This is a genomic window from Vibrio sp. 10N.222.49.C12, assembly GCF_041475025.1.
Lineage (GTDB): Bacteria > Pseudomonadota > Gammaproteobacteria > Enterobacterales > Vibrionaceae > Vibrio > Vibrio crassostreae_C.
Window position 1 is genome coordinate 12,400 of record NZ_JBFRVF010000025.1, and the last position, 12,759, is coordinate 25,158.

Annotated in this window: 10 protein-coding genes; 5 read left to right on the plus strand and 5 right to left on the minus strand. The window is 45.3% G+C overall.

The annotated features are described in order from the left end of the window. The first annotated feature begins 102 nt into the window (after positions 1–102). The 5 genes from queF to xni all read left to right on the plus strand — a co-directional run bounded on the left by queF (position 103) and on the right by xni (position 7,424). Positions 103–948, plus strand: coding sequence for an NADPH-dependent 7-cyano-7-deazaguanine reductase QueF (gene queF / locus AB4583_RS08645; protein WP_372117026.1), 846 nt, complete (start codon positions 103–105; stop codon positions 946–948). A 58-nt stretch (positions 949–1,006) separates the two neighbouring features. Beyond that, positions 1,007–3,265 carry a tetratricopeptide repeat protein gene (locus tag AB4583_RS08650; RefSeq protein WP_065584007.1) on the plus strand — a complete coding sequence of 753 codons (2,259 nt, stop codon included), beginning with the start codon at positions 1,007–1,009 and terminating at the stop codon, positions 3,263–3,265. Between the two features lie 118 nt (positions 3,266–3,383). Next, a complete protein-coding gene (locus tag AB4583_RS08655) occupies positions 3,384–4,949 on the plus strand; it encodes a GGDEF domain-containing protein (RefSeq protein WP_017069497.1) in 1,566 nt (521 codons plus the stop codon). 243 nt (positions 4,950–5,192) lie between these two features. After that, positions 5,193–6,557: a nucleotide 5'-monophosphate nucleosidase PpnN gene (gene ppnN, locus AB4583_RS08660; protein WP_017060771.1), complete on the plus strand. Its 1,365-nt coding sequence runs from the start codon at positions 5,193–5,195 to the stop codon at positions 6,555–6,557. Between the two features lie 93 nt (positions 6,558–6,650). Further along, positions 6,651–7,424 carry a flap endonuclease Xni gene (gene xni / locus AB4583_RS08665; protein WP_017069498.1) on the plus strand — a complete coding sequence of 258 codons (774 nt, stop codon included), beginning with the start codon at positions 6,651–6,653 and terminating at the stop codon, positions 7,422–7,424. Positions 7,425–7,504: 80 nt separating this feature from the next. On the opposite strand, the gene rlmM is transcribed toward xni, so the two are convergent. The 5 genes from rlmM to thiI all read right to left on the minus strand — a co-directional run bounded on the left by rlmM (position 7,505) and on the right by thiI (position 12,625). Then, positions 7,505–8,596: a 23S rRNA (cytidine(2498)-2'-O)-methyltransferase RlmM gene (rlmM, locus tag AB4583_RS08670; protein ID WP_017060773.1), complete on the minus strand. Its 1,092-nt coding sequence runs from the start codon at positions 8,594–8,596 to the stop codon at positions 7,505–7,507. Further along, complete coding sequence (locus AB4583_RS08675; RefSeq protein ID WP_017069500.1) at positions 8,593–8,991, minus strand: DUF423 domain-containing protein; 399 nt, start codon at positions 8,989–8,991, stop codon at positions 8,593–8,595. Before AB4583_RS08675 ends, rlmM begins: the two co-directional genes overlap by 4 nt. After that, entirely contained in the window at positions 8,981–9,604 is a 624-nt protein-coding gene (locus AB4583_RS08680; protein WP_017069501.1) for an alpha/beta fold hydrolase, read from the minus strand. Before AB4583_RS08680 ends, AB4583_RS08675 begins: the two co-directional genes overlap by 11 nt. Then, positions 9,597–10,505: a transcriptional regulator GcvA gene (locus tag AB4583_RS08685; RefSeq protein WP_012604639.1), complete on the minus strand. Its 909-nt coding sequence runs from the start codon at positions 10,503–10,505 to the stop codon at positions 9,597–9,599. The genes AB4583_RS08680 and AB4583_RS08685 overlap by 8 nt, the downstream gene beginning before the upstream one ends. Positions 10,506–11,176: 671 nt before the next feature. After that, a complete protein-coding gene (gene thiI / locus AB4583_RS08690) occupies positions 11,177–12,625 on the minus strand; it encodes a tRNA uracil 4-sulfurtransferase ThiI (protein ID WP_017060776.1) in 1,449 nt (482 codons plus the stop codon). Between the last annotated feature and the right edge of the window lie 134 nt (positions 12,626–12,759).

Genomic DNA, 12,759 nt, shown 5'->3' on the forward strand with positions numbered 1-12,759 from the left:
AGAATCCGAGCCCTTTCCGCGCCGATTAAGCGATGACTTAATGACAGGGTAAGGGGGATTCAGTAAAATCGACCCCATTCTAATCGAATTTGAAACGAAAGTATGAGCAAATATTCTGACGCAAAAGAGCTAGCGGGTTTAACCCTTGGCCAAAAAACTGAGTACTCTAACCAATACGATGCAAGTTTATTGCAACCAGTGCCTCGTAGCCTTAATCGCGATGATCTTGCGCTAAACGGCGAGCTGCCTTTTGTTGGTCATGATATTTGGACGATGTACGAGCTTTCGTGGCTAAACATCAACGGCCTACCACAAGTAGCGGTGGGTGAAGTTTTCATCCCAGCCACCAGCCAAAATTTAATTGAATCAAAATCTTTCAAGCTGTACCTGAACAGCTACAACCAGACTCAATTTGAAAACTGGGATCAAGTCACTGAGCGCCTGACCCAAGATTTGTCGGCATGTGCAGGCGAAACGGTGATTGTGAATGTAAACTCAGTAACCGACTACACTAACCAACCTATCGTGACGATGGAAGGTGACTGTATCGACAACCAAGACATCCAAATCACTAGCTACGACTTTGAAGCGTCGCTGCTTGAAGGCGCTGCTGGCGAACAAGACGTTGAAGAAACACTGCACAGCCACCTATTGAAGTCGAACTGTTTGATCACCAATCAACCGGATTGGGGCAGCGTTGAGATCGCATATTCTGGTAAGCAAATTGACCGTGAAGCTCTGCTACGCTATTTAGTTTCTTTCCGTGAGCACAATGAATTCCACGAACAATGTGTTGAGCGTATCTTCACTGACATCATGAAATACTGTGCACCTTCGAAGCTAACTGTGTTCGCACGTTACACACGTCGTGGTGGTCTGGATATCAACCCATACCGTTCAACAGAGCAAGATAGACCAAGCCACAATAAGCGTATGGCTCGCCAATAATCAGGCGAGAACCACCCACACTTATTTGAACCTACCAAATCTTTAAAGGGACATTGAAATGCGTTGGTTATACGTTGTTAGTCTATTTATTTTAAGCTTAAGCACATCGGTCAATGCGTCGGTTTATTCGTCGGCGCTACTCAATGAAGCCAATAATTTGGTTGAGATCGATCCGAGCCAAGCAAAACAAATGGCCAACAGCTACCTAACGCTGCGTGTCCTTTCTGATCAACGCGAGAAAAGCCCTTCAGCTATTTCTCGCGAAGAGACAGACTCCTCGATTCGAACACCAAACAGCAGTATCGATGCGTATAAGATCTTAGCCAAAGCGGAATACAACCTTGGCAATATGCGTATTGCGATTCAGCACATCGACAAAGCCTCCGAGCTAGCGCAAACCTATAAGCTTGATTACCTAAAAATAGATCTTCAGATCCTAAAAGTTCGCTTACTTTGGCTGAGTGATAGAAAATCAGCCAAAGCAAAATCAGAGCTCACTAACATTGAAACAAATCTAGAGTCGGTGAATAAAACCTTACGCTTAACGGAAGGCATTACCTATCGCTTGATCATGTTGAAAGCCGACATCGCCTCTTACGACAACAAGATCGATGAAGCCGAAAAGTTCTATCAAGAAGCCAAAACCTATCTCGATCAACGTTACTCTGAAAAAGTCACCATCGACTACCATATCTCCGTCGGCGAGTTTTATCTGACTCACAAAGAGTACAACCACGCGTTATCCGAGTTGTTGTATGGCTACTGGAAATCAGTAGAGGGCAATCTTAGTTCACGTTTGGCCAAGGTCAACCGCCTACTTGCGCAGCTTTTCTTTGAGCGCCAAGTGTTGGATAAAGCGTTAGAACACCTATCTCAAGCCGCTGATTTCTATGACAACTTTGAAAACTCGCCTGTCTTAGCACAAGTGCTTAAGAAAATGGGGGATGTGTACTTCTATCAAGGGAAATATAACCTTGCCTTGGTACACTTCTTCAACGTTCTTGATCACGAAAGCACTGACCGAGATATCCACCAAGTCATTGATATCCGACTAAGTCTATCGGCGACCTACTTACGCCTTTATAACTACCCTCTAGCAGAACAGTACCTAACCCGTGCCCTTGAGCTGCTGGAATATACCGACATTCCAAAGCTGGAAGGCCGTGCTGCACTGTTATCTGCAGGGTTAGCGTATCACCTACAAGAAAGCGAAGACGTGATAAAGCATGCGACACGTGCACTTGAGATCTCACGCCAGATAGAGAACATGCGCCTTTCACAACGCTCGTACTACTTACTTTCTTTGGGTTATGAACAGGCAGGTCGTCCACAGCAAGCATTGGCAAACCTCAAGCAATACAACAGCCTTGTCTCTCTAGAGCAGCAAAAACTCAACCGTGTTGGCGAAGACGCGTTCCGTCAACAGAAAGAATTTGCCGAACAAACCCTGCACTACGCAGGCCAAGCGCAAGAGCTAGAAAAGTACAAACTAGAGCATCGCAAGTTCCAGAAAATATCGTTCGCCCTATTCTTGTTCAGTATTATCTTGTTCTTCTTTGTGCTTCGCCGTGGCTACCTCATTCAAACCTTAGCCAAAGAAGTCGACTCACTACGAACAGACCTGTTTACGCACTCACGATCTAAGCTCCCGAACCTCAGAATGCTGAATGCCAAGCTGTCCAATTCGCTAGAACAAACCAGCCAGACCTTCGAACAGTGGCAACTTGGCGAATTGATTCATGAGCCACTCAACGACCGCTTACGCTTCGTGATGATTGATTTACCGTTCTTACGCAATATGTACACGCAGAACGGTTACAAAGCCGGTCTAGAACTGGAAGACGCTTTCGGTGAATTCCTAAAATCTAAGCTTGAAGGCCCAGCTCGTGTCTACCACTTCTCGGATGCGAACCTGCTTTATATCGAGCCAAACGCGGACCGTGATTTGTCGCCTGAGGACATGTTCAGAAAGATTCAGTCTTGGGTGAATGACTTCGAAACAGAGCGAAACATCAACCGAACGGTCCGTATGGGCATCGCTGACTACCCATTCTTGCCACGCGCTTACACCGCAATTAACGATCAAGAGCTGCTCGACGTATTGTTGATGTCGACCAATCTCGCCCGTGAGATCAGTCTCAAAGAGCGCAGTAGCCAATGGGTCTATCTAAAAGCTATCGATAATGCACCAGCAGCGAGCCTTGCAACTGGTAACATAAGAGAAGCGTGTAAACATGCGATTAATCAAGGGTTAATAAAAATACAATCCTCGTACCAGAATGAGGACAACATCAAAAAAATGCTAAAAGATGACTGATTTGCGAGCGGTTAAGAGCAGCAAGTCGTGACCTTATTTTTAGTTTTGTTATTATCGATGTAACGGAATTTCATCAAAATGATCGAGATCGGTCTACGCGGCGCTAATAAATACATCTATGGGCATTCTTGAAAAAGACATTCAGGCGCAACTCCACCAGCTGAAATCTCAGTTGGAGCAGGTCCGTTTGACGCAAAGAGACACCTCATTCAAGTTTATTAGAGAACAGAAAGTTCTAAAGCGCATCGTCACGTCTTTAAGTGATGCATGTGTTGGTAGTAACAGCCATTTAGATGAAAACCTCATTGCCCTTAGGGAAGAGCTAGAAAAGCAAAAAGACATTAGCTCAATGATCCCAAAACTGGCAGTATTAGAAAGGATGCTTAAGCAGAAAACGTTGGCTATGGATAAACAGAACGGGTATCTGGACGATAGCATTAAGCACAGTGGGGAAACGCTGCAGCGCATAACTGGCCTTCCAGCACAGCTCAAACGCGACCTACGAAACTTACTTAGCTTCTCCGAATGCAATGGCAGTCAGAAAGTCGACCACGCCATGAAACTTCTCGGTATTTATGAGCGTGCCATAAAGATTATGGCGAATAACTCACGCACCCATTTTGCTGACGCTGCGCACTCTCCGGAACAAGAGCTCCTTTCCGACCTATCAAACGAACTACAACATCTGATCACTGAACTCGACTTCGAGGGTGAATCGGGTGATCTGCTTACCGATATTCGAGCGAAGCTGCTGCTTGGTGTTTCCACACAAAACCTACTTGAGCTAACACTTCAGATCCTCAAACTGGTTATTGAAGGCACCAACCTAGAACGTAAGAAGTCTGAACAATTCATCGATCAGCTTAATTCTTCTTTAGCGTCCAGCATCAAAACGGCAGACCAAAATGCCGACCAGAGCCAGAGCTACTTTGAGCACCGACAAGGTCTAAACTCTGAGTTAAATGAACTAGTCACTAGAAGCCAAAGCTCGGTAGATAAAGCGAAAGATATTGATAGTTTAAAGCTGTCGATTAATCCGCTACTCAGTGAAATCGCCTCTCTTTCGGAAAGGCTGAACCACGCAGAGCAAAAAGAACAAGCTCTGATAGAGAGAATGAGTTACGGAAAGACTCAGTTAGATTCACTCTATGAAGTGACGCAAGATTACCGTAAGCGCTTGGAAGATCAGGCTCAGCGTATGCTGCTTGATCCTCTAACCAAGGTTTACAATCGCACTGCCTTTACTGATCGCTTAGAGCTTGAGTATCGCCGCTGGATCCGCGCGCAACACTCGCTACGCGTAGTACTGCTCGACATCGACAACTTCAAAGCAATTAACGATAGCTTTGGTTACACCGCGGGCGACAAAGCACTCAAGATCATCGCAAGAACTATTACCAAAGAAGCAGGCACCACCGATACTGTGGCACGTTTTTCAGGTGAAGAGTTTGTGTTATTGCTGCCAGAGCAAACCGATGAATATTGCCATCAGGTGATTCAGAACATTCAAACTCAAGTAAGCCGCCTGCCCTTTAAATTCCGTGACCAGCAAATCACGATCACTTTATGCGCGGCAAGTACTCAGTTTAAAGAGTCAGATACACCTGAAGAAGTGCTAGAGCGACTCAATAAGACTCTAAATAAAGCAAAACAACGCGGTACCAACCAACTTGTTTGGCACTAGGCCAGCCCTAGATTTAATTTATTTCATTTTTTCAAATACTTATCACATACCATTTCCCTCAATGTTTGCTAAGCTAATGATTAACATTCGCTTAACAAGCATTCATGGCAAGCAACGCTGTCGTATCCGTTTCGTCTGGTTAACTCTCTCCTACCTTTAACCAAACACTTTCAACGTTTGCTTCTCACTCTCGAGCCAGAGGGTCACTTCAACGTCCCCTGCTCTTTTCAACAAGGAGGCACTATGATCACTCATATCAGCCCTGCCGGTAGCATGGATTTACTCTCTCAACTTGAGGTTGAGCGTCTTAAGAAAACCGCGTCTAGTGATCTGTACCAACTGTATCGCAACTGTACGTTAGCGGTCCTGAACTCGGGTAGCCATACCGACAACTCCAAAGAGTTGCTCGACAAATATCTGTCGTTCGATGTCGAAGTCGTTCGCCGTGAGCGTGGTATTAAGCTCGAACTAAGCAACCCACCAGAGCATGCCTTTGTCGATGGTGAAATCATCAAGGGTATTCAAGAGCACCTATTTTCAGTGCTGCGTGACATTGTTTACGTCAACATGCATTTAGCCGATAACCAACGACTCAACCTGACTAATGCCACTCACATTACCAACCTTGTGTTTGGTATCTTGAGAAATGCAGGTGCGCTGACGCCGGGCATCGAGCCTAACCTGATTGTATGTTGGGGTGGTCACTCTATTAATGCCAGCGAGTACCAATACACTCGTGAAGTGGGTAATGAACTCGGCCTGCGTGAACTGAATATCTGTACCGGTTGTGGACCGGGTGCGATGGAAGGCCCAATGAAAGGGGCTGCCATTGGTCACGCGAAGCAGCGTTACACCGATCATCGTTATCTTGGGCTTACCGAGCCTTCGATCATTGCGGCTGAGCCACCAAACCCAATCGTCAACGAACTGGTGATCATGCCAGATATTGAGAAGCGTCTTGAGGCGTTTGTTCGTATGGCACATGGCATCATCATTTTCCCAGGCGGCCCCGGCACGGCGGAAGAGCTGCTGTACATCTTAGGGATCATGATGCACCCGAATAACGCCGAACAACCAATGCCGATTGTGTTAACGGGCTCGAAAGAGAGTGAGGCTTACTTCCGCTCAATCGATAAGTTCATTGGGGAAACTCTAGGGCCTGATGCGCAGAAACATTACGAGATCGTGATTGATGACCCAGCACGCGCTGCGAAAATCATGAAACAAGCGATGCCAGATGTGCGTTCTCACCGTAAAGAGACCGGTGATGCCTACAGCTACAACTGGTCACTGCATATTGAGCCTGAGTTCCAACTGCCATTCGACCCAACACACGAATCTATGGCGGCGCTTGATCTTCATATGGACCAAAAAACAGAAAGCCTAGCCGCTAATTTACGTAAAGCGTTCTCAGGCATTGTGGCTGGTAACGTCAAAGCAGAGGGTATTCTGGAGATCGAGAAGCACGGCCCATTCCTAATTGATGGCGACAAAGAGCTAATGACCAAGATGGACCAACTGCTGAATGACTTTGTTGAGCAACATCGAATGAAGTTACCGGGAGGGACCGACTACGTGCCTTGCTATAAAATCGCCTCACGTGATTAAGGCGTTTACGTTACCAACGTTTCAACTCACCAAGTGATACGTTACTATAAGGGGCTAGCAGCCCCTTTTTTATTGCCTATTTAGTGGAAACTTATGTCTATCCATCTTGTTATTATCGATGCCTTAAACCTCATCCGACGCGTGCACTCTGTTCAGCCGGATCCAACCGATATAGCAAGAACCATTACCACCACAATTCGCACTCTCAATAAGATTCTGAATGAATCAAAGCCCACCCACATCATCGCGGTATTTGATCACCATTTACAAGACCGTGGCTGGCGCGCAGATGTGCTTCCTGCTTATAAGCAGAATCGTAAACCCATGCCAGAACCATTGATGAAAGGCCTTGATGCTATTCAACAAGCTTGGTGGGAGTTAGGCATTGATTCACTGCTGTCTGATGGCGATGAAGCGGATGATCTCGTCGCAACACTGGCAAAGAAAGTGGCTGACCACGGAGAAACCGTCACCATCGTCTCGACGGATAAGGGCTACTGCCAACTGTTGTCACCAACGCTTCAGATCCGAGATTACTTCCAGCACCGCTGGTTAGATAAACCCTTTATCGAAGCTGAGTTTGGCGTTAAACCTGAACAACTGGCGGATTACTGGGGATTAACGGGCGTAAGCTCAAGCCAAGTACCGGGCATCCCAGGTATCGGGCCAAAAGCAGCCAAAGAGATATTGACCACTTACCCAGATATCGAAGCGGCCTATCAAGCAGAAGATCTGCCGAAAAAATATCGTAAGAAGTTCGACGAACACATCGAATCCGCTCGTGTATGTAAGCAAGTATCGGCACTCAAAACCGATATTGATTTAGGGTTCAACCTGCAAGATATTCGTTACGAAGCAAACGCTTAAGTCGCTGTGACTCGATAATATTGATACAAAAAATGCCCCTTAAAGGAGCATTTTTTATCACTGACACACTAACGTAAATATTAGTGCGGTGAGATGTTTGAAAGCGCCTGAATGTGGACCGTGATCTCTTCGCGATCGTGGTAAAGGTGCTTAGCCTGCATCTTGAACTTCACTTTGTTCTCAATCAGGAACACTTTTAGGTTCTCGATATCTTGCAGTACTTCATCGTAACGGCCTTTCATAGGCAGTTTAAGGTTGAACAGTGCTTCTTTCGCCCAGCCTTTGATGATCCACTCACCCATAAGGTGAGCAACACGAGCTGGCTTCTCAACCATGTCACAGATAATCCAAGTTACGTTCTTACGGTCTGGTTCAAACTTAAAGCCATCCACCATGTGGTGCTTAATTTGACCTGTTTCCATTAGGCTGTCTGCCATCATGCCGTTATCAACACAGTGAACGAACATCGAGCGCTTGACCAATTGGTAAGTCCAACCACCTGGGCACGCTCCTAAATCAACACCCCACATGCCTGGAGCCAGACGCTCGTCCCACTCATCACGAGGGATGAATACGTGGAATGCTTCTTCTAGCTTCAATGTAGAACGGCTTGGCGCATCTGATGGGAATTTCAGACGAGGGATACCCATAAAGAACTGTGAGTTGTTCGTTGGGTAGGAGTAACCGACAAAACAGTGACCCGGAGCGATAAAGCATAAATGAAGCACAGGCTTCTTAGCGTTATCTTTCGCTGTCATCAGGCCTTTACCACGCATCGCTTGACGCATCGGCACAGTAAACTTACGGCAGAACTTCAAAAGCTCTTTCGCTTCATTAGTGTCTGGTGTTTCAATACGGATATCGCCACAACGTGGGAAACCTTCTTTCTCAGAAAGCGCCTCAAGAATTGGAGAAATACGATCATCAGTCGGCAGATCTTTGATTTCAACCGCTACCGCGATCATTTGACGAGCAAAGATCAACGATTGGAAGTCGATCTCTTTTACCAGTTTATCGGCTTCGCCTGCTTGATAACATTCAAACAATACAAAGCCTGTATTGTTCTTTAAGCGAGGAAAACCAAACACTTCCAGTTGTGTTGCCTTGTCTTGAATTTCGCCAGCACATTCTTTTTCAAAACCAGAGCGACAATAAAGTAGTACGTGTTTCACTGAGTTACCTCTTTTATATTCAAAGCAGCGAAGGAGAAGACTCCCCAACCAATGATAAATAGTAGACCACCAAACGGTGTTATAGGGCCAAACCATTTTATTCCTGTCAGTGCTAAGCCATAAAGGCTGCCACTAAAACAAAGGATGCCGATGATAAAGCAAATTGCCGCAATGAAAAAATATTTTTGTGATTTAGCACCAAGTTTCATCTGTAGCAGAGCACCACACGCCAATATTGCTAGTGTATGGATAAACTGGTACTGAACACCTGTCTCAAACACGCCTAGCAGATACTCTGGCAAGACAGCTTTTAACCCGTGAGCGGCGAAGGCACCTAGCATTACGGCTATTGCGCCAGAGATACCTGCAAAAGTGAGTAAATACTTACTTCTCATTAAGCACCTCTTTGATAAACGCCGATAGTTTCTCAACGGTTAACGCTATGTTCTGCTGTTCGGTGTAGCCAGAGCTCTTACGAGGCTTAAAGCTGTGATCGCCATCAGGAATAAACTCAACACGAATCGAATCCGACAGGTCGAAATCAGCAAACTCTTCTCGCTTACCAAAGGTATCACGTTCACCCTGCAGAATAAGACACGGCTTTGCTAACTCAGCCAAGTGCTCACCTTTGTATTTCTCTGGTTTGCCTGGCGGATGGAAAGGAAAGCCTAAACAGGCCATTGCAGCCACCTTATCAACTTCAGACAAATGGCTCGCCATACGTCCTCCCATCGACTTACCGCCAATCACAAGCTTATCGGCATCTACCTGTCCGATAATATCTTGGTAAGCTTCGAGCAGTTTAGGGGCTCGATCAGGTGGACGACGCTTACCATCTTCAGCACGTTTGATCATGTAAGGGAAATTAAAACGAATCACTCGTATCCCTTTAAACGCCAACCCTTTTGCTACCGACTGCATGAACTCATGATCCATACCTGCGCCAGCACCATGTGCAAAGATAAAGGTTATTGGGTTGTCTTCACCATCAATGATGAGGTTATTCATCAAGTAAGTCCTCTTGTTCACTTTGCGCTTTCGCTAGCATCCAGTCGCGGAAGGTAGCAATACGACCCATGTCGGCTTGTTTCTCATGACAAACCACATAGAAGGCGTTCTTACTCACCAACACTTCATCAAAAGGCGCAATCAAACGACCCGCTTCGATTTCAGGCTGCGCCAACACGTTGTTACCCAGAGCAATGCCCTGGCCGTGAGCCGCTGCCTGCAGCACCATGGTTGAGTGACTGAAGATAGGGCCGTGATTAACGTTTACCCCATCGATGCCATTTTGCTTAGCGAACTGTTTCCAATCCTTTCGAGAAGTATCATGCAATAGCGTATGACATGCTAAATCACTGAGAGATTCTAATGGTTTTACTCCTAGCAGCACGGAAGGTGAGCAAAGAGGGATCAAGTATTCTTGGTAAAGCTTATCGGCTCTAAGCCCCGACCAATTACCTCGGCCATAATAGATAGCGACGTCTACATCATCGGTTAGCGAGCCTTCATCCATATCAACGGCTTTGATTCTTACATCAATATCAGGCTCTTGCTGATTAAAGTCAGCGAGCCTTGGTACCAACCATTGAATAGCAAAACTCGGCGGTAAACTGATGGTCAATGCGCCCTTCTCACTTCGCTCCAGCACTTTGTCTGTCGCTTCTGCTAGTGATGTGAAAATATCTTTGATATCTAAGAAGTAGCTTTGACCTTCTTCAGTTAGCAGCAAAGAGCGGTTTCTTCGGCGAAACAGCTTCAAAGATAAGAATTCTTCAAGCGCTTTGATCTGATGACTGACTGCCGCTTGAGTAACAAACAACTCTTCTGCAGCACGCGTAAAACTCAAGTGTCGAGCTGCAGCTTCAAACACTCTTAGCGAGTTTAATGGGGGTAATCGACGAGACATAGTTACTCTCTAAATAAGCATTAGTTTTTTTTATCTGAAACATTATAATTTGTCCATTGCCTAGCAGCCAGAGAAATTCTATATTTCATCCCGCAGCAGCTAGCCTGAACGGCTTGATTCTCTCTAGAATCAATTGGCTTAGCTCCTGCGATGTTGTGTTTGCAAACTCGTTCTTTTCGAGTTGGGTAGAGTTCTACCAAATGTTTTGTTGCAGTTTATACTGAAACGAGGCATGTACTTCCTGTATTTATTTTGACCTGTCTGTCAAATTTGTTTACACCGCCTTATGGGCGGTGTTTTTTTATGTGCAAAGAAATGTAACAACAAGTTTATCAATAGCTGTGCTAATTAATCTTTATTATTTTTCATCGCCAATCACAGAATCAGACACCCACTCAAATAATCAACTGAACACATACAAATAGCACCATTGAGTTGCACTAAAAAGTAACAGAATACTTCAAGATACTCACACTTCTTCGGTACTTATAAACCCGTTTAGAACACACTATTTCTATCAATCAAAAATTTCAAAGCTGAGCATGACGATAGCACGCCCAAACTCACGCCTCTCTCTGACTACTGTAAATCATTCACAATAGAAAATAAAAAAGCCGCTTACTTTTCAGTAAACGGCTTTGCAAAATGATTAACGCTTGGTCAACACACCACTATGGGCGGTAAACCTTCACGTTATGGAAGCCCTGCTCTTGTAGGTAAAGTGCCTGTAGACGGCTCATTACACCACGGTCACAGTACAGCAAGTACTCTTTCGCTTGGTCTAGGTCGCCAAACTGAGTCGAAAGCTTGAAGAATGGGATGTGTTTAATTTCAACACCCTCGATCTCTAATGGGCTTTCGTCTTCTTCTTCTGGGCTACGGATATCAAGAACGATAGCGTGCTCAGCAACAGCTTGAACTTGTTCAACTTCAGGCGCTTGCTCTTGGCTCTCTTTCTCGATGTCACGGATATCCATAACACGAGCGTTCTCGATCACTTGATCCAGCACTTCAAAGTTAAACTTAGCTTCTTCTGCTTCCAGTTTACCTTTCTTCGCTTTCACTGTTGGTTTCTTAGAGATAACACCACAGTACTCAGGCATTACTTTAGCGAAGTCTTCAGTACCGATGATACGAGAAAGGTCAATGATGTCTTCTTTGTCCCAGTTGATAAGCGGACGAAGAATCAAAGTATCTGTCACGTTGTCGATGTGGCGAAGGTTAGTTAGCGTTTGGCTAGAAACCTGACCAAGTGCTTCACCCGTTACTAGAGCTTCAATACCGAAGCGCTCTGCAACCATACCACCAGCACGCATAAACATACGCTTAAGAACAACGCCCATTTGGCCGTCTTCTACGTTCTCAAGAATTTCAGCAACTACTGGTTCGAAGTCTACAGAAATGAACTTCACTTTTGCAGATGAGCCGTATTTATTCCATAGGTAGTGAGCTACTTGCTTAACGCCAATCTCGTGCGCTGGGCCACCAAGGTTGAAGAAACAGTAGTGAACCTTAGAGCCACGTTTGATGTGCAGGTAGCTTGAAACACCAGAATCAAAGCCGCCAGAGATCAAGCTCAGTAGATCTTCTTGAGTACCAAGAGGGAAGCCACCGAGGCCTTTGTGACGAGCTAGAACTTGGTTTAGCTTGTCGTTAGCCACTTCAACCTTAACGGTTACATCAGGGTTCTTAAGTCGAACTTTCGCTGACTCAACTGCTTGGTTTAGACCGCCGCCTACGTAGCGCTCAAGTTCAATAGAAGTAAAGTCATGCTTACCACGACGCTTGGCACGTACAGAGAAAGTCTTGCCTTCAATGTCAGCACGGCTGCGTTCTAGTACTTGCTCGTAAATATCGTGCAAGTCTTTGAATTCAGACTGTTGAACTTCAAGAGAGTGGTGAATACCTGGAGTGTGAGTCAGAGCCTCTAACACTTCTGCGTAGTACTGGTCACTCTCAGACGTCACTTCAATATGATCGCGACGGTTGAATACCGCAACACTTTCACAGCGACGTTGAATAACGTTACGAATGTTGCACTCTAGAATCCTTGTGAAGCGCTTACGCACCGATTCACTTTTTACAAAAATTTCCGGATGGGGCTTAACAATAAATTTCATAGTACTTTCACAACATTAATGTTCAAAATTTTGAAAACGCTCATCGCCAAGTAAATTAGAGAATTTACACAGCACTTGAAGCAAGAATAGATCATATCTAAATCTAAGGGCGCGAATTATACATGAGAAAGTGA

What these genes read in the sequence shown, in the direction of transcription:
- AB4583_RS08650 (WP_065584007.1), top strand. Translation starts at nt 1,007, where the DNA reads ATGCGTTGGTTATACGTTGTTAGTCTATTTATTTTAAGCTTAAGCACA.
- queF (WP_372117026.1), top strand. Translation starts at nt 103, where the DNA reads ATGAGCAAATATTCTGACGCAAAAGAGCTAGCGGGTTTAACCCTTGGC.
- xni (WP_017069498.1), top strand. Translation starts at nt 6,651, where the DNA reads ATGTCTATCCATCTTGTTATTATCGATGCCTTAAACCTCATCCGACGC.
- AB4583_RS08680 (WP_017069501.1), bottom strand. Translation starts at nt 9,604, where the DNA reads ATGAATAACCTCATCATTGATGGTGAAGACAACCCAATAACCTTTATC.
- AB4583_RS08685 (WP_012604639.1), bottom strand. Translation starts at nt 10,505, where the DNA reads ATGTCTCGTCGATTACCCCCATTAAACTCGCTAAGAGTGTTTGAAGCT.
- AB4583_RS08655 (WP_017069497.1), top strand. Translation starts at nt 3,384, where the DNA reads ATGGGCATTCTTGAAAAAGACATTCAGGCGCAACTCCACCAGCTGAAA.
- ppnN (WP_017060771.1), top strand. Translation starts at nt 5,193, where the DNA reads ATGATCACTCATATCAGCCCTGCCGGTAGCATGGATTTACTCTCTCAA.
- AB4583_RS08675 (WP_017069500.1), bottom strand. Translation starts at nt 8,991, where the DNA reads ATGAGAAGTAAGTATTTACTCACTTTTGCAGGTATCTCTGGCGCAATA.
- thiI (WP_017060776.1), bottom strand. Translation starts at nt 12,625, where the DNA reads ATGAAATTTATTGTTAAGCCCCATCCGGAAATTTTTGTAAAAAGTGAA.